We start from the raw sequence: 19,965 nt of genomic DNA on the forward strand, positions 1-19,965 counted from the left end.
GCCGCGCTGAATTTCACACCGATTCGTCGGCGATGACGCGGGGCCCGGTCCGTATCCCCACGGACCGGGCCCCGTCTCTGTGTGCGAGCGCGGGATACCTTCGCCCGCAACGCATTCGCCGGAATCAGACGACGACGGGCTTCACCCCGGCGACCAGCTCGGGACGCAGGATGTCGGCGAGCCGCTCGGGCGGCAGCAGCCCCTTCTCCAGCACCAGCTCGGCCACGCCGCGTCCGGAAACCAGTGCCTCCTTGGCGATCTCGGTCGCGGCGAGATATCCGATATAGGGGTTCAGCGCGGTGACCAGACCGATGGAGTTCTGCACCATCGCGCGGGTCACCTCGGCGTTGGCGGTGATCCCCGCGACGCACCGTTCCGCGAGGGTGCGGCAGGCCGCACCCAGATGCACGATGCTCTTGGACAGCGAGTGCAGGATGATCGGCTCGAATGCGTTGAGCTGCAACTGACCCGCCTCCGCGGCCATGGTGATCGTCATATCGTTGCCGATCACCTCGAAGGCCACCTGATTGACCACTTCCGGAATCACCGGATTGACCTTGCCGGGCATGATCGACGAACCCGCCTGCACCGCGGGCAGATCGATCTCGTTGAGCCCGGCGCGCGGCCCCGAGGACAGCAGGCGCAGATCGTTGCAGCTCTTGGACAGCTTCACCGCGATCCGCTTGAGCACACCCGAAAGCTGAACGAACGCACCGCAATCCTGGGTCGCCTCGACCAGATTGGCCGCGGTCACCAGAGGCAGCCCGGTAATGGCGGCCAGATGGCCCCGTGCGGACTCGGCGTACCCCTCGGGAGCATTGAGGCCGGTGCCGATCGCGGTGGCGCCCAAATTGATCTCCTCCATCAGCACCACCGCCTCGGCCAGCCGGCTCTGATCCTCCTCCAGCATCACCGCGTAGGTGGAGAACTCCTGGCCGAGCGTCATCGGCACGGCGTCCTGCAACTGGGTGCGGCCCATCTTGAGCACGTCGTGGAATTCGGTCGCCTTGTCGGCGAAGGCGTTGCGCAGCACCGTCATCGACTCGAGCAGCTCGCGCACGGCCAGAATCGTCGCCACCCGCACCGCGGTCGGATAGGCGTCGTTGGTGGACTGACTGAGGTTGACGTCGTCGTTCGGATGCAGGTGCGCGTATTCGCCCTTGGCGTGTCCGAGAATCTCCAGGGCCCGGTTCGCGATCACCTCGTTGGCGTTCATATTCGTCGAGGTGCCCGCACCGCCCTGAATGACGTCCACGATGAACTGATCGCGCAGCCGACCCTGTTCGCGGATCTCCCGGCAGGCCGCCGAGATGGCCGCGGCCTTGTGCGGGGCGAGCAGACCGAGTTCCTCGTTGGCTCGCGCGGCGGCCTCCTTCACCGCGGCCAAGGCGGTGATCAGATGCGGATACGCGGCCAGCGGGGTGCCGGTGATCGGGAAGTTCTCGCTCGCGCGCAGGGTGTGCACACCCCAGTAGGCGTCGGCGGGAACGTCGCGGTCCCCCAGCAGATCGTGTTCGCGGCGGGTCACGGCGGTCGTCATCGTGCGGGCATTCCTTCACTGGGACGGGATGCGCCGTGGCCGGAAGGGTACCGCGGGCCGCGGCGCATCCCATAGGTTTCGCGCCGGTCGGCGCCCGGATGACCCTACGCCGATCCAGTGGTATATGCCACCATTTACTGGCATATACCAAATTTCGTTGGCCCATAGGCAGGTGGTGCAGCGGAGGGAACTGCTGCTTCGGTGGCCCGGGGTGGCTAGGGTGGTGGCCATGTCCACCGACTCACGTCCCGCCGCCGCATCCGGAATCTTCACCCTCGGCGGCGATCTGCCCATTCACCGCCTCGGCTACGGCGCCATGCAGATCACCGGTTCGGGCGTGTGGGGCGAGCCGAAGGACCCGGACGAGGTGGTGCGGCTGCTACGCCGCGCGGTGGAACTCGGCGTCAACTTCATCGACACCGCGGACTCCTACGGCCCGTTCGTCAGCGAGACCCTCATCCGCACGGCCCTGCACCCCTACGCCGACGATGTCGTCATCGCGACCAAGGCCGGTCTGACCCGGCCCGGCCCGGACGTGTGGCTGCCGCTGGGACGGCCCGAATATCTGCGCCAGCAGCTGGAATTGAGCCTGCGACACCTCGGGCTCGAGCGCATCGACCTGTACCAGCTGCACCGGATCGACCCGAAGGTGCCGCTGGCCGACCAGATCGGCGAGCTGGTGGCGCTGCAGAAGGAAGGCAAGATCCGGCACATCGGCCTGTCCCAGGTCACCGTCGCGCAGCTGGAGGCCGCGCGCAAACTGGCGACGATCGTCTCGGTGCAGAATCTGTACAACCTGGCCGACCGCAGCTCCGAGAAGCTGGTCGACCACTGCGAGACGAATCAGATCGCCTTCATCCCGTGGTTCCCGATGGCCACCGGTAAGCTCGCCCGCTCCGGCGGCCCGCTCGACGAGATCGCCAAGAACCACGAGGCCACCCCGTCCCAGCTGGCCCTGGCCTGGCTGCTGCGCCGCTCACCGGTGATGCTGCCGATCCCGGGCACCTCGAGCGTCGCCCACCTCGAGGAAAACGTTGCCGCGGCGACGGTTTCGCTGTCCGACGAGGACTACGCGGCGCTGTCCGCGGTGAGCGCCCCGCCGAATTCCTCGGGCGGCGTTTCACGACTGTTCAAGCGGCGCTGAGCTGAATTATCCTTGCTACCAACGCAATTCGGGCTGAGGCAGACGAGACTCCCGACTGCCCCAGCCCGAATTGCGCGTCCCTACAGCGGCGTCACGTACGCGCCCGCGATGCCGCCGTCCACCAGGAACTGTGACGCGGTGATGAACGACGAGTCGTCGCTGGCCAGGAAGGCCACCGCGGCCGCGATCTCCTCCGGCTCGGCGAAGCGGCCGATCGGAATGTGCACGAGGCGGCGCGCGGCGCGTTCGGGATCCTTCGCGAACAACTCCTGGAGCAGCGGAGTGTTGACCGGTCCGGGGCACAGGGCGTTCACCCGAATTCCCTGCCGGGCGAACTGAACTCCGAGTTCGCGGCTCATCGCCAGCACGCCGCCCTTGGAGGCGGTGTAGGAGATCTGCGAGGTGGCCGCGCCCATGACCGCGACGAAGGACGCGGTATTGATCACCGATCCCTTACCTCGGGTCAGCATGTGTTCGATGGCGTACTTGCTGCACAGGTAGACCGAGGTCAGATTGACCTGCTGCACCCGCTGCCAGGCGTCGAGGCCGGTGGTGAGGATCGAATCATCTTCCGGCGGTGAGATTCCCGCATTGTTGAACGCGATGTCGAGCCCGCCGTAGACCTCCACCGCAGTCTGGAACAGCGCCCGCACCTGCTCCTCGTCGGTGACATCGGTGCGCACGAACCGTCCGTCGACCTCCGCGGCGGCGGATTCGCCCGCGGCATCATCGATATCGGCGACCACCACCCGCGCGCCCTCCTGCGCGAAGCGGCGGACGGTGGCCAGGCCGATACCGCTGCCGCCGCCGGTGACGACGGCCACGCGATCCTGTAAGCGCTGCACGATGACTCCTCTGCGAACGAACTCCGGACGTTCCGGAGCGGGGAGATGTGAATGCGATGGTGCCGGACGGCTATTCGGTGGCGATGAAGACGTTCTTGGTCTCGGTGAACGCACGCGCCGCGTCCGGACCGAGTTCACGCCCCAGGCCGGACTGTTTGAATCCGCCGAACGGTGTCCAATACCGCACGGAGGCATGCGAATTCACCGACAGGTTCCCGGCCTCCACGGCACGCGAGACGCGCAGCGCCCGACCGACATCGCGGGTCCAGATCGAACCGGACAGCCCGTAATCGGTGGCATTGGCCAGCGCGATCGCCTCGGCCTCGTCCTCGAACGGCAGCACGGCCACGATCGGACCGAAGATCTCCTCGGTGGCAATCCGCTCGGACGCGCTGGCGGGCAGCACAACCGTTGGCGGATACCAGAATCCGGGCCCGGACGGATTCGTCCCGGTGTAGGCGACCGTGGTCGAGGAATCGACGAATCCGGCGACCCGCTCGCGGTGTTCGGCCGAGATCAGCGGGCCCATCTCGGTCGATTCCTCGGCCGGATCACCCACCCGCACCGCCCGCACGGCCGGTTCGAGAAGTTCCAGGAACGTATCGAAGACGCTGCGCTGCACCAGAATCCGCGATCTGGCACAGCAGTCCTGACCGGCGTTGTCGAACACCCCGCCGGGTGCGGTGGCCGCGGCGGATTCCAGATCGGCGTCGGCGAATACGATATTGGCGCTCTTACCGCCCAGTTCCAGGGTGACGCGTTTGACCTGCCGCGCGCATCCGGCCATGATCTCGCGACCCACCTCGGTGGATCCGGTGAAGACCACCTTGCGCACGGCCGGATGGGTCACGAACCGCTGCCCCACCACGGAGCCCTTTCCGGGCAGGACCTGGAAGACATCCGGCGGCAGCCCCGCCTCGAGGGCGAGTTCGCCGAGCCGGATCGCGGTCAGCGGGGTCAGCTCGGCCGGTTTGAGGACCACGGTGTTCCCCGCGGCCAGCGCGGGCGCGAAACCCCAGCCGGCGATCGGCATCGGGAAATTCCACGGCACGATCACCCCGACCACGCCCAGCGGTTCGCAGAAGGTGACGTCCACCCCGCCGGGCACGGGAATCTGGTTGCCCAGCAAGCGTTCCGGCATACCCGCGCAGTAGTCGAGCACATCGCGGACGTTCCCGGCCTCCCAGCGCGCATTACCGATGGTGTGCCCGGAATTGGCGACCTCGAGCCGGGCCAGACGGTCCAGATCGGCGTCCACGGCCGCGGCGAAACGACGCAGCAGCCGGGCCCGATCCCCCGGCGCGACCGCGCGCCAGGACGCCGCCGCTTCGGCCGCCCGCGCGATCGCGGCATCGGTCCGCGCGAGATCGGTCGATTCCACCGTGGCCACGGGCTGTTCGGTGGCAGGGTTGATCACCTGGACGGTTGGCACGCTATCACTCCTTTCGCCTCAGAGCCGTTCGAAGCCGCGCACGCGTTCCCAGTCGGTGACCGCGGCGTCGAAGGCGTCCAGTTCGACCTGCGCCGCGTTCCGGTAGTGCCGCACCACGTCCTCGCCGAACGCCGCCTGCGCCACCGTGCTCTCGCCGAACAGCTGCGCGGCTTCGCGCAGCGTACCGGGCACGCGCGGCCGCTGCGACCGGTAGGCGTTGCCGTGGAATTCGGGCTCGAGCGGAAGGTTGCGCTCGATGCCGTACAGGCCCGCCGCGATCAGTCCGGCCACGGCCAGATACGGATTCACATCCCCGCCGGGCACCCGGTTCTCCATGCGCAGCGACGAGCCGTTGCCGACCACGCGCAACGCGCAGGTGCGGTTGTCCCGGCCCCACGCGGCGACCGTCGGCGCGAAACTTCCGGAGACGAATCGCTTGTAGGAGTTGATGTTCGGCGCGTACAGATAGGTGAACTCGCGCAGGCAGTCCAGCTGTCCGGCCAGGAAGTGCCGCATCAGCGCCGAGGGTTCACCGTCGTCCTTCGCGAACACCGGCCGGTCCTGCTCGTCCCGCAGGCTCAGATGGATGTGGCACGAATTCCCCTCGTGCTCATCGAATTTCGCCATGAACGACAGGCTCCGGCCCTCCTGAGCGGCGATCTCCTTGGCGCCGGTCTTGTAGATGCTGTGGTTGTCGCAGGTGTTCAGCGCCTCGTCGTAGCGGAAGGCGATCTCGTGCTGGCCTGGTCGGCATTCCCCCTTGGCCGATTCGACATACAGTCCCGCGCCGGACATCTCGCCGCGAATGCGGCGCAGCAGCGGTTCGATCCGGGCGGTGCCGAGCAGGGAGTAGTCGACGTTGTACTGATTGGCCGCGGTGAGATCGCGATAGCCCGAACGCCAGGCCGACTCGTAACTGTCGTCGAAGACCAGGAACTCGAGTTCGGTGCCGACGTAGGCGCGTAATCCGTGCTCCGCCAATCGATCCAGCTGCCTGCGCAGCACCTGTCGCGGCGACACCGCGACCGGCACACTGCCGGATCTGCCGGTCGCGTCGACATGGGCGATATCGCACAGCACCAGCGCGGTGCCCGGCCACCACGGCACCAGCCGAGCGGTGCTCATATCCGGCCGCAACGCGAAATCGCCGTATCCGGTGTCCCAGGAGGACATCGCGTAGCCCTGCACCGGCGTCATCTCCACATCCACCGCCAGCAGGTAGTTGCACGCCTCGGCGCCGTGCGCGAGCACCTCGTCCACGAAATACCGTGCCGAACAACGTTTCCCCTGCAACCGGCCCTGCATATCGGTCACCGCGACCAGCACGGTGTCCAACGTCCCCTCCTCCACCAGCTCCACCAACTCGACCACACCCAGCATCCCCGTGCGCATCCCGAACCCCTCTCAGCGTCGACCAGCCCCAACGCTAGAGGACCTCGGGCTCGTCGGCCCGCCGAACACGCAATCGCGCTCGACGCCCACACCACCTCATGGCGCTGCCGTCGTCCACGCCACGAGGCCGCACGGAGCGATGCACCGGCAGTCCGGCTGTGGCCTGCGGACTTTCTCGCCACACCGTCCGGAGCGACCTCGACCGGGCCGCACTACTCGGGAGAGCAGTGGTCAGGGAACGAGGACAACCACATTCAGGCCGTGCGCATCGGCCGCGGTGGACAGCGCCGCCGCGGGATCGGCCAGACCGACGACGGTGACGTCCAGGACCGACAGATCCACAACGCCGTGACGAATCATCGACCAGATCTCGCGCACCGTCGTGTCCTGGCCCATCCAGGATCCGCGCACGGTCAGTCGGCGATGCATCAGGTCGTGGTAGGGAATGGGCAGTTCGTGGCGCACGCCGCCGACCAGAACCCAGGTCCCGTCGGTGCGGATCGCGTCGTACCCGGCCATGGTCGGCTCCGGACCGGGCACCATGCCGAGGGTGTCGATCACCGCGTCCAGCGGCCCGGCCGCCGCGCGGATCGCACGGGCGTCGGCCGCGCGATCACCGGACAGCGGCACGGTCAGCACGCGCGGATCCAGGCCGGCCAGCGCGTCGAGCGTCGTGCGATTGCGGCCGACCGCGACCACTGCGGCCGCGCCGCGCGCGAGTGCCAACAGGACGGCCGCCGCACCGAGCTGCCCGGTCGCACCGACGACGCCGACCGTGTGACCAGGGCGAACACCGGCCCGCTCGATTCCCTCCCCGGCGATGGACAGCCACGGCAGGAAGGCCAGCCGTTCGGGTGCGGGGTAGGCGTCCGCGCCGGGCAGCGCGACGAGGGTGCGCTCGGGTTGCAGCGCGCGCTCGGCGAACAGGCCGTCGCGCCAGATATCGCGCATGCGGTCCGTGGTCGGGGTGGGCCGCCCGTCGCCGCCGATGCCGGTCCAGCCCAACAGCGCCTCCTGCGCGTCGTCGGTGCGATTCGACCGGAATATCGCGGTGGCGACGGCGATATCACCCGGCTGCACCGCGAACACGTCGTCGGCGGTCGCGGTGACCCGTGCAATTCCGCCGGGGCCCAACACGATCGGTGTGGGGAACCCGCCGCGCCCTCCGGCCACCAGGTTCGCGGTGTACGCGGGGATCATCGCGGCGAGCACGTCGAGGGTTGCCCCGCCGCCGCGCAACCGCGGTTCGGGGACGTCAGCGAGGTGCAAGCCACTGTCGAGTGCTGTCATCTGCCATGCCTTCATGACCCCCAGTCCACCGCCGATCCGGAATGGTATCCAGAACCGCGTGATCGTGGAATCGGGAGTACCAGCATGAGCGGCTCGGCATGTCATAGCGTGCACCGACAGCAGCGCCTGGTCGCAGGCCACGATGGACGATGTCACAATCCGCACGACTCGGCATCGGTGGTTCGCGCCCCGGCGGCAGATGGTATCCAGGGGTATGTGATCGTGGAATCGGAGGCAATAGCATGAGCGGCTCGGTGAACGTCCGCACGAGGGTCGATGCCCGCCGATCGCAAACCCTGGCACGCCGCCGCGAACTCGGCGCATTCCTGCGCGCCCGCCGCGAACGCACCAGTCCCGCAGAGGTCGGCCTGCCCGGTTCGGACCGCCGCCGCACGCCCGGTCTGCGCCGGGAGGAACTCGCGGTGCTGTCGGGTGTCAGCACGACCTGGTACGCGTATCTGGAGCAGGGCCGCGATGTGAACCCCTCCGACCAGGTGCTCACCGCCATCGCCGACGCCCTGCGCCTGACCGGGGACGAGCGCGCTCATCTGCGCGCCCTGGCCGACGGCACGGCCGAGTCCGTTCCCCGGCCTCCCGCGGAAACCCTGACGCCCGAGGTCGCCGCCATCCCCGCACTCCTGTCCCCCGCCCCCGCGTACATCACCGGCGTGACCACCGACGTCCTGGCCTGGAACGACGCCGCGGCGGAATACTTCTCGGGCATGATAGGCCAATCTGCTTCCGCCACACCGAATCTCGCACGCTGGGTATTCCTCGACCCCGCCGCCCGGCGAATCCTGCTCGACTGGACCGAGGTTGCCCAATCCGTCCTGGCCCGGCTGCGCGCCAACGCCGGTCGCCACCCCGGCGACGCCCGATTCTCCTGCCTGGCAACCGAACTCCGCGAAGGCAGCGCCGAGGCCGCCGGTTGGTGGCCCCGCTACGACATCGCCACCAGCCACTCGGGCACCAAACGCCTGCACCACCCGACGCGCGGGCCGCTCACCCTCACCCACGCGTCGTTCACCGTCACCGACGCCCCGGACCAGATCCTCGTCGTCTATTCCGAGCCCTGACAACACCATTCGAGATACCAGGGTCCCCGGACTTGCAGGGATACAGTTCGCACAACTGCACCCCTACAAGTTGTGGCGGACTCCGTCCCCACCAACGCCGAGGCCGGTCATCGATGCAGACTCGGTCACGCCAGGATCTCCTGCCCGAGCGCCAGATCGCCGCTCCACAGGGCCGCCCACTTGTCGAACAGCTCGATCGCGAAGACTCGCACGATTCCTCCAATAGTATCATTGATACGGTCTCAAGGGACTAACTTATAGTCTCAGCGATACGGTGTCAACGGAACGACAGGGAGACGCGAATGCCTGAACTCGGGGCGCAGGACCACATCGTGCTCGGCCTCGTCGCACGTCACGGCCCGCTCACCCCCTACGAGCTCAAGGCCAGGGTCGAGGAGAGCGTCGACTATTTCTGGCCGGTCCCGCACGCGCAGCTGTACCGAATCCCCGCACGCCTGGCCGAACAGGGCCTGCTACGCGAGGAGGCCGAGGAGACCGGCCGCCGCCGCCGGGTATTCCACTTGACCGACGCGGGCCGCGAAGAACTCGAACGCTGGCTATCCGAACCGAAATGCCCGCCCGCGGAGACCCGCGATCCGGCCCAGCTGAAACTGTTCTTCGCCGACGTCGGCGCACCGGACGACGTGATCGCCCTCGCCCACGACCAGGCCGCCCAACACCTCCACTGGCTCGACCTGTACCGCACCCTCCAGGCCGAGATCGATCCCGAGGACAGCGTCCGCGCCGAATCCCGTTCCCGCATCCTCGAACTCGGCATCATGCACGAGCAGGCATACGTAGACTTCTGGAAGTCCTTGGCGCACAACCCAATTCGTTCGCCGAGCACGGGCCCCGGCGGAGCGTGTCAGCCCGACGAAAGCGAGGATCGCCAGGGCGATCGACGCGATCATCACCACGCCCATCGCAAGCGCGGTTCGCTCGCCCCACAGACCGACCAGGGGTGATACCGCAGCAGCCAGCGTGAACTGGAGAAAGCCGAGGAATGCCGAGCCGGTACCGGCATTCGCACCCGGTAGCCGAAATGCCGGAATGGGCCCCAACGACAACAGACGTTCGGAAATCCGGCCGAGAAAAGGCGGCGATCACCGATGAATTCCGCGAACGGACGCGGTCCACATCGATGACCCGCACGCTGCGGACCGTCAGGGAGGAACCCATGAGCACCGAAGCACTGCCGCCCGTCGTCGACGCCGACACCTGGCAACGCGAACTCGACGCGCTGCGCATCCGGGAGAAGGCCGCGACCCGCGAACTCGACGCGATCGCCGCCCAGCGCCGCCGCCTGCCGATGGTCGAACTGCCCGACTACACCCTCGAGGGCGAGCAGGGCCCGATCCGCCTGGCGGACATCTTCGACGGCCGATCGCAGCTGATCGTCTACAACCACATGTGGTTCGAGGGCGAACAGTGGCAGTGCCCCGGCTGCACCGGATTCACCTCGCAATTCACCCGCCTCGAGTTCCTGGACAACTACGACGCCCGGTTCGTCATCGTCACCCAGGGCCCGATCGACGAGGCCCTGGCCTACAAGCGCCGCGTCGGCAACAAGATGCCCTGGTACTCCACCGCGCACAGCCCGTTCGGCGCCGAGGTCGGCGCACCCCCCGACAGCGGCTTCGCGGTCAACGTCTTCCTCCGCCACGACGACACCGTCTACCGCACCTGGCACACCAACGGCCGCGGCACCGAACAACTCAGCCACACCTTCTCCCTCATCGACCTCCTCCCCTACGGCCGCCAGGAAGAGTGGCAGGACTCCCCCACCGGCTGGCCCCAATCCCCCACCTACACCCGCTGGGCCAGCTCCCAGGACATCGCCGCCGCCTACGGGGAGCCGGACTGAGGCACGTTCCGCCCGGAACAGCCGATCGGCCGAAAGATCAACGGGCCGAGACGAATCGGATGACCTGGGCATGGTCGCGGCCCGCAGCGAATCACCCAGCGGCGTAAGCACATATCCGTCGCCGACCCGGCTGACCAGCCCGAGCGAGGCGAGGTAGCGCAACAGCCGCGCGAGCCCGCCCTGGTCCACGGCCATCCGGTCGGCGAGTTCGGCGATCGAGCCGGGCGCTCCGGCCCGCGCGGCGGCGGCCAGCGCGTCCGCAACGCCCAATTCCGCTGCCACCGCGATGGTTCGGGTGGTCCACGCGCCGGTCATCAGCTCCAGCAGTGGCTTGGCCTGCTCGTGCGGCCCGCTCGAGCCGTGCGACCGCAGCGCCGCGCCTGCCGGGTAGCCGAAGCGCAAGTCGCCGATGGCCGCGCCAACCGGTCCAGCTGCGAAAGTACAGTGTCGTGCGGTCCGCGCCGGGGTCGTAGCCGCTCCCGTCCGCGACCAGGCCGCCCTCGGAGATCAACAGCGCGCGCAGCCCGGCCACCGTCACCTCATCCGGCGCGTCGAGGTGAAGCGTGAGATGGAATTCGTTGCGCTCCACGCGTTCCCGGTCGACCGGCTCGGCTAGTTCGGCGCGCGGCGTCGCCGAGAACACCTCGACCTCGCGTGCGCTCCCGTCCGGCGCAGGCACACGAATCCGCACGGCCCCGACCTCCAGCGCATCCACGCCGTAGCGCTCGGCGAGCCGGTCGCGCACCGTGATGCCGGGTGCCGCGTCCTCGACCTGCAGCCCCGCGGCTCGCAGACCGCCGACCAGCTTCTCGATCGACGTGCTGAACACCAGTACCGCGGGCGCACACCGACGTGCAGTACGCCGCCAGCGCCATGCGGCGATCGGCCGCCAGCCGCGGCGTCAAACCTGCCAGGACAGATCGGCGTCGGATTCGGGCACCGCGGAAAGACACTCGCCGATCACCTCGGCATCGACCGGTTCGAGCCCTTGTACCCACTGCCACATCACATCTCACTCCTCACCGCTGCAGCATGCTGGTTATGACCGAAGCACTGCCACATGGTCATGTGATGATCCGCCGGTTACCGCTAAATTTCCATCCGGAGGGAAGAATCCGGATCGAGCCGCAGGCACTCACAGCGGCCTGTGGCACCAGCCACTGCTGATCCGAGTCACCGGACTCCCGACAGAATTGAATGCTCCAGGCAGCAACACATCGGTCAGGCCGGGCTGCCCCACCGGTTGCGGTACGTGATGCGGTCGATCGCGGGGCGGGCACCGGGACGGAAGGTGTTCGTCGTCGTGTAGGCGACGGCGAGCATGGCTACCTGGGTGACGTCGTCCGGGATGCCGAGGATGTGTGCGACGTCCGACTCGTGCTCGGCGAGGTGGTAGCCGACGATGGTACTGCCGAGGCCGCGTGATCGCAGGGCGAGTTGCAGGCTCCACACCGCCGGATAGACCGAACCGTAGAAGGCGCTGAGCAGCGCGTTGTCGCCGGATGGCCGACCGTGCAGGCACGCCGTGACGTACACCGGGACCTGTTCCAGGACCGAGAGCAGATGCCGCCCGGAGGCGAGGGCGCGCGGCGGCACCCGGTCGCCGTATCTCGCGAACGAGGACTCGCCATCGGTGCGGACGATCTGCGCCAGAGCGCTTTTCGTGTCCGGGTCATCGATGACCAGCCAGCGGAAGCTCTCGGCGAACGCTCCGGCGATGGGAGCCTGCTGAGCGATCCGAAGGCATTCGGTGAGTACCTCGGGTTCGACCGGGCGACGCAGGTCCAGTTTGCGCCGGACCGAGCGGGTGGTGGTGAGCAATGTGTCGACGTCCATGAGCCGTTCCTTTTCGCGTCGGGGTGTACTTACTCGGCCTTTTCGACAGCCGCTCCTGTTGGCCACTGCCGCAACAGGTCTTGCTCGCGGGCCAGGAATTCGGCGAAGGTCGTGGCCGGTCGGCCGGTGAGATCGCGGACGGCCGAAGTGATTCCGGCGAGAGAGCCGCACGCGACATCGGCGTACAGCGCGGCAACGTCGGCGGCGAACCGGTCGGGAAGCCCCTGGGCTACGAGGTCGGCCGCGAAATCCACCGGGGGACGGTCGATGTAGACGATGGTGCGGCCGAGCGCCTCGGACAACCGAGCGGCGATCTCGGCGTGGGTGAGCGCCTCGGGGCCGGTCAGCACGAACCGCTGCCGGGTACCGAGATCGCCCCTCAGCAGGACGTCCGCGCAGGCCGCGATGTCGGCGCAGTCGATGTACGACACCCTGGCGCTACCGTAGGCGCCGAGGAGATCGCCGCCGTCGGTGAATGTGCCTGCGCCGGTGAGGAAGTTCTGCATGAACCCGCTCGGCTGCACGATCGACCAGTCCAGCCCCGACGCCTCGAGCCGCGCCTCGATCTCGGCGTGCCCACCCTCGGCCAGCAGACCACCCGGCCGGGCGCCCCGGACCGAGACCTTCACCACCCGACGGACCCCCGCGCGGACCGCCGCATCGATCACCCTGGTCTGCTGAGCGACCATCGGCTGCGGCCCCGGGGCCGGTCCCGCTCCCGGAGAACACAGAAACACCCGCTCGACACCGGACAGCGCGGCCTCGATCGAATCCGGATCGTCGAAGTCGCCTACCGCCAGTTCGCAGCCCAGCTCTCGCCCGCGGTCCGGGTCGCGCACGAACGCCCGCAACGGTATGTCCTGTTGCCGCAACCGCCGGACCAGATGGCGGCCGATCGAACCGGTAGCACCTGTCACCAGGATCATCAGCTACTCCTTCTAAAATCGAGGGACCCTCGGAATATATCTCGAGGGTCCCTCGACTTAGAAGGGTGCGATGGAGGAAACCACGCCACGAGTCCGCCGCCCGCGCGCGGATGCCCAGCGCAATCGAGAGCGGCTGCTCGCTGCCGCCGACGAGATCTTCGGTGCGAGCGGTGCCGACGCGCCGCTGGAGCATGTCGCGCGGCGGGCCGGTGTCGGCATCGGCACGCTGTACGGACACTTCCCGACTCGCCGCGCACTCACCGCCGCGCTACTGGCCGACCGGAACGAGGGCCTGTTCGAACGCGGCGACCGGCTGCTGGGCCGGCGGGTCACTGCCGACACCGTGGACGAGTGGGTGCGCGCGGTGGTCCAGCATGCCGCCACATATCGGGGACTGGCCGAGGTGCTCGCGGAGAGCATGGACGACGACAGCAGTGAACTGCACGCATCCTGCCTGCGCATGAACGGCATCGGCGCCGAACTCGTCGCCCGCGCGACCCGGTCGGCGACACTCGGTCCGGGTGTCACCGCCGCGGATGTGTTCACCCTCATCAACGCGGCCGCCTGGACCCGCGAGCACGCCGGACCCGATCAGGCAGATCGCTTGATCACCTTGGTATTCAACGGATTACGCGCATCGAACCGCTCGGCATAGGGCTCTGGGCGGGTCAGCTCGCCGGTGCGGTGTCGCCGGTCGCGATCGGCCGGGCGGTGTCCGCACTCCACTGCGACCACGACCCGGGGAACAGTGCCGCATCGACACCCAGAGTTCGCAATGCCGCGATGCCGACGGTCGCGGTGACGCCGGACCCGCAGTAGACGCCGACGACGGATGCGTCGGGGAGACCGGTGCGGCGGAACAACTCTTCGAGTTCGCTTGCGGGACGGAAGAATCCGCGATCGTCCAGGATGGCCGAGCCCGGTATGTTGCGCGCGCCGGGGATGTGGCCCGCGACGGGGTCGACCGGTTCGGTGTCGCCGCGGAATCGCTCCGGCGACCGCACATCGATGAGGACGCCGCGGTCGGGCACGGCGGCGGCCTCGCCGACGGTCAATGTCGCCGACTCGCCGTCGTAGAGGGTGCCGGGGTGGACGATGATGTCACCCTGCTCGGGATGTTCTATGCCGGTTGCCAATTCGTGCCCCGCGTCGGTCCAAGCCGCCAGACCGCCGTCCAGGATGCGGACATCCTGAATGCCCGCCGCACGCAGCACCCACCAGGCGCGCGCGGATCCCGCTCGATTCCAGTTGTCGTACAACACGATCGGGACGCCGGAGCGGACGCCCCACCCGCGCGCCGCGACCTGCAACGCCGGTCCGGTGGGCAACGGGTGACGTCCGAGGCCGGTGGCCGAATGATCCGACAGTTCGGAATCCAGGTCCGCGTAGACCGCACCGGGGATGTGTCCGCGCTCGTAGTCGGCGCGGCCGTCGGGACGATCCAGCTGCCAGCGGATATCGACAACGGTGATCGGTTCGGCGCTGTCGATCCGCGCGGCCAACTCCGCCACGGTGATCAAGGTGTCCGATCGCAAGCCCATGTCGCGACTCCTCTCGTCCGGATGAACGCAACTACATCTCCGGCGCCGTAGACACGGTTGGAATCGGCGAGATTACAACCGCGCCTGTCGGTTTCACCCGACACATAAGACATTTCGATCATTCGGCGCCTGTCGATGCCCGCGGTGGTGCGCGAGGATGAATCCCGGCGGTCGCCCGACAACCGAGGAGCACGCGAATGACCCTGCCTACGACCGCAATGCGGGCTTTCACCGGAACGGTGCTGCGGGGCAAGGACATTCCCGCGGCCTATCGGACGGACCGGTCCGGCTACGCGCCGACCGGGGAGCCGGAGGCATTGGTGCTGGCGGCGAACGTCGATGACGTGCGACGGGCGGTGACGACGGCGGCGGAGGCGGGAATGTCGGTGGTGGTGCGCGGAGCCGGCAGCGGGCTCGCCGGTGGAGCCGCCGCGGGCGCCGGATCACTGATTCTCGATGTCAGCGGGTTGAACCGCATTCTGGAGCTCGCACCGGCCGACGAACTCGCGGTGGTCGAGGCCGGAGTCAGCGCGGCGGCGCTCGACGCCGAGGCGAATCGGCACGGACTGTGCTATGCGCCGGATCCGGCGAGCATCGCCATCTCGACCATCGGGGGCAACATCGCGACCAACGCCGGTGGCCTGCGGTGCGTGAAATACGGTGTGACGGGCGATGCCGTGCTGGGATTGGACGTCGTCCTGGCTGACGGGCAGCTGCTGCACACCGGACGACGAACCGCGAAAGGCGTTGCGGGACTGGATCTCACGAGCCTGTTCACCGGTTCGGAGGGGATCTTGGGCGTCATCGTGGCCGCTACCCTGCGGCTGCGGCCCGTACCCATCGACACCATCACCGTCGCCGCATACTTCGACGAGGTCGAACCGGCCGCCGCCGCCTGCGCGGCGGTCCTGGCCGCACGCGTGCGACCGGCGATGCTCGAATTACTGGACGAGTCGTCGCTGCGCGAGGCACAGGATCTGCTCGGGGTGCGCGGGGAGTCGGCCGGTGCGTTCGTGGTCGCGCAAACCGACGGTTTCGGCGCCCGCGCCGAGGCCGATCTCGTCGCGAAGACGTTCGGCGAGTTCACCTCCCGGGTGCGGGTGGGCGACGATCCCGAGGCGGCGGGTGAATTGCTGGCCGTGCGCCGCGCGGCACTGCCCGCGCTGGAGCGGCACGGCCGAGTGCTGATCGAGGACATCGTCGTGCCCCGGTCGCAGATCGCGGCGGCGGTACGGCGGATCACCGAGATCGCCGCCGGGTACCACAGCCGGATCAACACCTTCGGCCACGCCGGAGACGGGAATCTGCATCCGATCATCGTGGTCCCCCGCGACGACGCGCGAGCCTACCCGCGCGCAGTCGCCGCGGCAGACGAAATCTTCGCCACCGCACTGGAATTGGGCGGAACGATCACCGGGGAACACGGTGTCGGCGTGTTGAAGCGCGCGTGGCTCGAGCGTGAGCAGGGACCCGCGGCACTGCGGACGCAGCAGGCGATCCGTCGCGCACTGGATCCGAACGGGCTGTTCAATCCGGGTAAGGCGCTGTAACCCTCACGCCACGCCGCGCAGCCTCCGTCCGGCTACCGATCGATAGTGGGCGGTGATCGCCTCGGCGGCGGAGGTCTCGATATCCGCGCCCAGACCGCGCCGAGTCACCAGCCGCACATCCACCGATCCCATCGCGGGCAGACCCATCACCTCTCCGATCCCGCTCGGAACCGCGGAATGGAACGGCAGCAACGCGATTCCCAGCCCCGCCTTCGCCGCGGCCAGCACACCGTCGAGATTTCCGGATTCGGCGGTCACCGACACCTCGTACCCCAACTCGGTGAGCTTGTGCACCGCGCGACGCCGCAGGCCACAGGGTTCCTCGAACGCCACCAGCGAAATCGGTCCGGGCTGCCTGGGCAGCAGCCACCCCGGCCCGGCGACCCAGCGCAATCCGAGTTCACCCACCTCGACCCCGACCGGATCACCGTTGCCGCCCAATACCACCGCGAGGTCCAGGGCGCCCTTGCCCACCGATTCGGTGAGTGTCGTCGAACGATCGATCCGGAAATGCAAATAGACGTCCGGATAGGCGGCGCGCAGCATGCCGAGCAATTCCGGCAGCAGCCCGTCGGCGGCGTGCTCGGTCGAGCCGACCGTGATGCGCCGCAGATCCGAGGGCAGGAATCGCGCCAGCATTTCGTCGTGCGCGGTCAACAGTTTTCGCGCCTCGACCACCAGCCGTTCACCGTCCGCGGTGAAACGTGAACTTCGGCCGTCCTTCTCCACCAGCGATCGCTTCAAGCGCCGCTCCAGCAGGCGAATGTGCTGGCTGATCGTCGGCTGGCTCAGGTGCAGGGCATCGGCCGCACGCCGGAAACCGCCAGTGTCGGCGATGGCCACCAGCGTACGCAGATGGGTCAGGTCCAGCGGATCTGCCATGAATTCTCGCCACCTCGGATCGACCGGAGATCTCACCGCATCGAAGCGCATTCCGGGCTCGGTGAATATGCTTTGAATCTGCCGGATCATAAATAGCCCGAACATCTTTCGGCTATCGGTTGCTATCGGCGATACGAATTGAAAACCGTGCGCCGAACTCTGGTTCCGGCCGGGTGGTCTACCTAATATTGCGACCTGTCGAGCGATGCTCGATGCCATTCCTTCGCCGCGAACCGGCGACTCGTTCGGCCCGAGAGGAAGATCATGACCGTCGAATCCGGCCCGGACGCGCTGCCCGCCACCGCGTCCCCCGAGGTCGAGTTCATCAGCCTGACCCACACCACCGCCTCGACCGAACTCGAGCCGATCCCTTCCCGGGGCATCGACCTGCCATTCGTGCGCCGGTACGTGCGAGCCCTCGAGGACGGCGGATTCGACCTGACACTGCTGCCGTACGGATCCAGCAGCGCCGATTCGTTCGTGCTGGCCTCGGCCGTCGGCCAACTCAGCGACCGGCTCAAGCCGATCGTGGCGGTCCGTCCGAATACGGTGTTCCCGACCGTCGCGGCCCAGCAGTTGGCCACCCTGGACCAGCTGACCGAGGGACGCGCGGTGGTGCACCTGATCTCCGGCGGCAGCGATGCGGAGCAGGCGCGGCAGGGCGACTATCTCCCGAAAGCCGAAAGGTACGCACGCACCAGCGAATTCATCGATGTGCTGCGCCGATCCTGGTCCGAGACGGGGGCGTTCTCGCACGAGGGAACGTACTACCGGTTCGACGGCTTCGGCCCCGGCTTCCCGCCGTACGCGACGCCGATTCCGATCTCCATCGGCGGACAGTCCGATGCCGCGTTCGAGATCGGCGGGGCCAAGGCCGACATCTTCTCCTTCTGGGGAGAACCGTTGGCGGACATCAGGTCTCAGATCGATCGAGTACACGCGATCGCCGCAGCCGCCGGACGCACCGACCGCCCGCGCATCTGGGTGACATTCCGTCCCATCACCGACCGCACCGACGACCTGGCCTGGGCCAAGGCCCGCGACTACGCCGATCGGATCTCCCACACCTTCGAAACCGGCGCCTACCGCAAGCGCGACCAGAGTGCGCCGCAGAACGTCGGCTCGCAGCGAGCGCTGGAATTCGCCCGCCGCCAGGAGGTGTACGACCGCGCGCTGTGGACCCGGACCGCGGCAGCCACCAATGGCCAGGGCGCGTCGACCGCGCTGGTCGGAAGCCCGGAGACGGTGGCCGCGGCGATCCTGGACTACATCGATCTGGGCGCGAGCCTGGTTTCGATCCGCGGCTACGACACCCTCAACGACGTGATCGACTACGGGCGCTACATCCTGCCGCTGGTCCGCCAGGAACTCGCGCATCGCAAGGCGACCGGGCGGCGCGGCGACCTGCAAGCGGATCATCCCGGCGCCCTGGTCGCGGCGGGCCGCCCATGACCGCGGTCACCGGTCGGCAGTCGCTGCTCGTGCCGGACACCACGCCGACGGCCCTGGCCGCGCTGACCGACGAAATCTCCTCGACCGCAGCGCAATACGATCGCAGCGCGGAGATTCCCGAAGCCGGGCTGCGGGTGGCGCACCGCGGCGGATACCTGACCGCGACCGTGGCCGGACGATACGGCGGCCCCGAACTGAGTCATCGTGAGGTGGTGCGGATCCTGGCCGCGATCGGCGAGGGCGATCCGTCGGTGGCGCTGATCGCCGCCAACACCCTGGCCGCCCACCAGGCACAGGCGGTGAACGGCAGCTGGCCCGAGGACCTCTACGGCGGCGAACTGGTCGGCCGCTCGGCCGAGCAGCCGACGCTGGTGAACGTCATCCGCGCCGAGCCCGAACTGGGCGCTCCGGCACGCGGCGGCCTGCCCGCGACGACCGCGCGCCGCACTGCCGACGGCTGGATTCTCAACGGCCGCAAGACCTTCGCCACCGGCGGCGCGGCACTGGCCTATCACCTGGTGTGGGCACGCACCGACGAAAATCCCGTGCGGGTGGGTCATTTCATCGTCCCCGCCGATTCCGGCGGCATCACCTGGCACGACACCTGGGATCATCTCGGTCTGCGCGCCTCCAACACACACGATGTCACCTACACGAATGTTGTTGTGGCGGCGGAGAACTTGATCGAGATCCCGTTCCGGGACGGTGTTTACCGGGACCCCGCCTCGGCCTCGGGGCCTACCTCGTTCGGTCACGTGGCGTTGTATGTCGGGGTGGCCCGTGCGGCACGCCGCGCCTTCGCCGACTTCGCTCGCACCCGCGTTCCGGCCGCACTCGGCCACCCGATCGCCGAGACCGAACGCATCCGGACCGTCGCGGGCGAGATCGAGGCACAGATCGTGCAGGCGGAAACCCTCCTGGACGGCACGCTGCGACGCATCGAAGCCGGAGAAAGCATTGCGGCGGAGAGCCTTTCGCTGATCAAGGTGTTGATCGCGCGTTCGGTGATCACCGCCGTGCAGACCGCCGTCGCGGCCCTGGGCAATGCGGCGCTGACTCGCCACCACCCGCTGGAGCGACATCTGCGCGATGTGCTGTGCGTACGCGTGCACCCGCCGCAGGAGGACACGGTCCTGCTGGCCGCGGGCCAGGCCGTACTGCACGCCGCCGACCGCCCCGCCGGATAGTCCGCACT

17 protein-coding genes and 1 pseudogene are annotated in these 19,965 nt (G+C 68.3%); 8 read left to right on the top strand and 10 right to left on the bottom strand.

What is annotated here, in order from left to right:
- Positions 1-124 precede the first annotated feature (124 nt).
- Positions 125-1,540, bottom strand: a complete 1,416-nt coding sequence (aspA, locus tag ON40_RS25540) for an aspartate ammonia-lyase (protein ID WP_040826945.1) — start codon at positions 1,538-1,540, stop codon at positions 125-127.
- Between the two features lie 229 nt (positions 1,541-1,769).
- Between aspA and ON40_RS25545 the strand changes: the two genes are divergently transcribed.
- Positions 1,770-2,684 carry an aldo/keto reductase gene (locus ON40_RS25545; RefSeq protein ID WP_040826947.1) on the top strand — a complete coding sequence of 305 codons (915 nt, stop codon included), beginning with the start codon at positions 1,770-1,772 and terminating at the stop codon, positions 2,682-2,684.
- An 80-nt stretch (positions 2,685-2,764) separates the two neighbouring features.
- Here the strand turns inward: ON40_RS25545 and ON40_RS25550 are convergent, their stop codons facing one another.
- From ON40_RS25550 to ON40_RS25565, 4 genes are all read right to left on the bottom strand, one after another.
- Entirely contained in the window at positions 2,765-3,532 is a 768-nt protein-coding gene (locus tag ON40_RS25550) for a 3-oxoacyl-ACP reductase (RefSeq protein ID WP_040827094.1), read from the bottom strand.
- 67 nt (positions 3,533-3,599) lie between these two features.
- Positions 3,600-4,961, bottom strand: a complete 1,362-nt coding sequence (locus tag ON40_RS25555) for an aldehyde dehydrogenase family protein (protein WP_040826949.1) — start codon at positions 4,959-4,961, stop codon at positions 3,600-3,602.
- Between the two features lie 18 nt (positions 4,962-4,979).
- Positions 4,980-6,353 (bottom strand): glutamine synthetase family protein, encoded by a 1,374-nt coding sequence (locus tag ON40_RS25560; protein WP_040826951.1) that lies wholly within the window; start codon positions 6,351-6,353, stop codon positions 4,980-4,982.
- Positions 6,354-6,584: 231 nt separating this feature from the next.
- Entirely contained in the window at positions 6,585-7,643 is a 1,059-nt protein-coding gene (locus tag ON40_RS25565) for a zinc-binding dehydrogenase (protein ID WP_218008866.1), read from the bottom strand.
- A gap of 242 nt (positions 7,644-7,885) precedes the next feature.
- On the opposite strand from ON40_RS25565, the gene ON40_RS25570 reads away from it, so the two are divergent.
- From ON40_RS25570 to ON40_RS25580, 3 genes are all read left to right on the top strand, one after another.
- Positions 7,886-8,719: a helix-turn-helix transcriptional regulator gene (locus ON40_RS25570; RefSeq protein ID WP_051193553.1), complete on the top strand. Its 834-nt coding sequence runs from the start codon at positions 7,886-7,888 to the stop codon at positions 8,717-8,719.
- Between the two features lie 302 nt (positions 8,720-9,021).
- Positions 9,022-9,684 (top strand): PadR family transcriptional regulator, encoded by a 663-nt coding sequence (locus tag ON40_RS25575; protein ID WP_051193554.1) that lies wholly within the window; start codon positions 9,022-9,024, stop codon positions 9,682-9,684.
- Positions 9,685-9,896: 212 nt separating this feature from the next.
- Entirely contained in the window at positions 9,897-10,583 is a 687-nt protein-coding gene (locus ON40_RS25580) for a DUF899 domain-containing protein (RefSeq protein WP_040827102.1), read from the top strand.
- Positions 10,584-10,730: 147 nt separating this feature from the next.
- On the opposite strand, the pseudogene ON40_RS56120 reads toward ON40_RS25580, so the two are convergent.
- The 3 genes and pseudogenes from ON40_RS56120 to ON40_RS25595 all read right to left on the bottom strand — a co-directional run.
- A pseudogene (locus tag ON40_RS56120) lies at positions 10,731-10,898 on the bottom strand (methyltransferase family protein); the annotation flags it as partial.
- A gap of 906 nt (positions 10,899-11,804) precedes the next feature.
- The gene (locus ON40_RS25590) at positions 11,805-12,419 is read right to left on the bottom strand and encodes a nitroreductase family protein (protein WP_040826953.1); all 615 of its coding nucleotides are present in this window, start codon (positions 12,417-12,419) and stop codon (positions 11,805-11,807) included.
- A gap of 29 nt (positions 12,420-12,448) precedes the next feature.
- A complete protein-coding gene (locus ON40_RS25595) occupies positions 12,449-13,345 on the bottom strand; it encodes an NAD(P)H-binding protein (protein ID WP_040826954.1) in 897 nt (298 codons plus the stop codon).
- 70 nt (positions 13,346-13,415) lie between these two features.
- Between ON40_RS25595 and ON40_RS25600 the strand changes: the two genes are divergently transcribed.
- Positions 13,416-14,000 carry a TetR/AcrR family transcriptional regulator gene (locus ON40_RS25600; RefSeq protein WP_040826956.1) on the top strand — a complete coding sequence of 195 codons (585 nt, stop codon included), beginning with the start codon at positions 13,416-13,418 and terminating at the stop codon, positions 13,998-14,000.
- Between the two features lie 13 nt (positions 14,001-14,013).
- Here ON40_RS25600 and ON40_RS25605 read toward each other — a convergent pair whose 3' ends face one another.
- A complete protein-coding gene (locus ON40_RS25605) occupies positions 14,014-14,886 on the bottom strand; it encodes a sulfurtransferase (protein ID WP_040826957.1) in 873 nt (290 codons plus the stop codon).
- 197 nt (positions 14,887-15,083) lie between these two features.
- On the opposite strand from ON40_RS25605, the gene ON40_RS25610 reads away from it, so the two are divergent.
- A complete protein-coding gene (locus ON40_RS25610) occupies positions 15,084-16,436 on the top strand; it encodes an FAD-binding oxidoreductase (RefSeq protein ID WP_083895922.1) in 1,353 nt (450 codons plus the stop codon).
- A gap of 3 nt (positions 16,437-16,439) precedes the next feature.
- Here ON40_RS25610 and ON40_RS25615 read toward each other — a convergent pair whose 3' ends face one another.
- Positions 16,440-17,318, bottom strand: coding sequence for a LysR family transcriptional regulator (locus ON40_RS25615; protein WP_040827107.1), 879 nt, complete (start codon positions 17,316-17,318; stop codon positions 16,440-16,442).
- Positions 17,319-17,582: 264 nt separating this feature from the next.
- Here ON40_RS25615 and ON40_RS25620 point away from each other — a divergent pair, with 264 nt between their 5' ends.
- The gene (locus ON40_RS25620; protein ID WP_040826959.1) at positions 17,583-18,770 is read left to right on the top strand and encodes an LLM class flavin-dependent oxidoreductase; all 1,188 of its coding nucleotides are present in this window, start codon (positions 17,583-17,585) and stop codon (positions 18,768-18,770) included.
- The gene (locus ON40_RS25625) at positions 18,767-19,957 is read left to right on the top strand and encodes an acyl-CoA dehydrogenase family protein (RefSeq protein WP_040826961.1); all 1,191 of its coding nucleotides are present in this window, start codon (positions 18,767-18,769) and stop codon (positions 19,955-19,957) included. Before ON40_RS25620 ends, ON40_RS25625 begins: the two co-directional genes overlap by 4 nt.
- The last annotated feature ends 8 nt before the right edge of the window (positions 19,958-19,965 follow it).

The sequence above is a fragment of the Nocardia jiangxiensis NBRC 101359 genome (assembly GCF_000308615.1).
In the GTDB taxonomy this organism is placed as follows: domain Bacteria; phylum Actinomycetota; class Actinomycetes; order Mycobacteriales; family Mycobacteriaceae; genus Nocardia; species Nocardia jiangxiensis.

Excerpts from the sequence above, each read along its gene's own strand:
- ON40_RS25590 (WP_040826953.1), bottom strand. The coding sequence starts at position 12,419 with ATGGACGTCGACACATTGCTCACCACCACCCGCTCGGTCCGGCGCAAA.
- ON40_RS25570 (WP_051193553.1), top strand. The coding sequence starts at position 7,886 with ATGAGCGGCTCGGTGAACGTCCGCACGAGGGTCGATGCCCGCCGATCG.
- aspA (WP_040826945.1), bottom strand. The coding sequence starts at position 1,540 with ATGACGACCGCCGTGACCCGCCGCGAACACGATCTGCTGGGGGACCGC.
- ON40_RS25620 (WP_040826959.1), top strand. The coding sequence starts at position 17,583 with ATGACCGTCGAATCCGGCCCGGACGCGCTGCCCGCCACCGCGTCCCCC.
- ON40_RS25580 (WP_040827102.1), top strand. The coding sequence starts at position 9,897 with ATGAGCACCGAAGCACTGCCGCCCGTCGTCGACGCCGACACCTGGCAA.
- ON40_RS25610 (WP_083895922.1), top strand. The coding sequence starts at position 15,084 with ATGACCCTGCCTACGACCGCAATGCGGGCTTTCACCGGAACGGTGCTG.
- ON40_RS25600 (WP_040826956.1), top strand. The coding sequence starts at position 13,416 with ATGGAGGAAACCACGCCACGAGTCCGCCGCCCGCGCGCGGATGCCCAG.
- ON40_RS25625 (WP_040826961.1), top strand. The coding sequence starts at position 18,767 with ATGACCGCGGTCACCGGTCGGCAGTCGCTGCTCGTGCCGGACACCACG.
- ON40_RS25605 (WP_040826957.1), bottom strand. The coding sequence starts at position 14,886 with ATGGGCTTGCGATCGGACACCTTGATCACCGTGGCGGAGTTGGCCGCG.
- ON40_RS25545 (WP_040826947.1), top strand. The coding sequence starts at position 1,770 with ATGTCCACCGACTCACGTCCCGCCGCCGCATCCGGAATCTTCACCCTC.
- ON40_RS25615 (WP_040827107.1), bottom strand. The coding sequence starts at position 17,318 with ATGGCAGATCCGCTGGACCTGACCCATCTGCGTACGCTGGTGGCCATC.
- ON40_RS25575 (WP_051193554.1), top strand. The coding sequence starts at position 9,022 with ATGCCTGAACTCGGGGCGCAGGACCACATCGTGCTCGGCCTCGTCGCA.
- ON40_RS25560 (WP_040826951.1), bottom strand. The coding sequence starts at position 6,353 with ATGCGCACGGGGATGCTGGGTGTGGTCGAGTTGGTGGAGCTGGTGGAG.
- ON40_RS25565 (WP_218008866.1), bottom strand. The coding sequence starts at position 7,643 with ATGACAGCACTCGACAGTGGCTTGCACCTCGCTGACGTCCCCGAACCG.
- ON40_RS25595 (WP_040826954.1), bottom strand. The coding sequence starts at position 13,345 with ATGATCCTGGTGACAGGTGCTACCGGTTCGATCGGCCGCCATCTGGTC.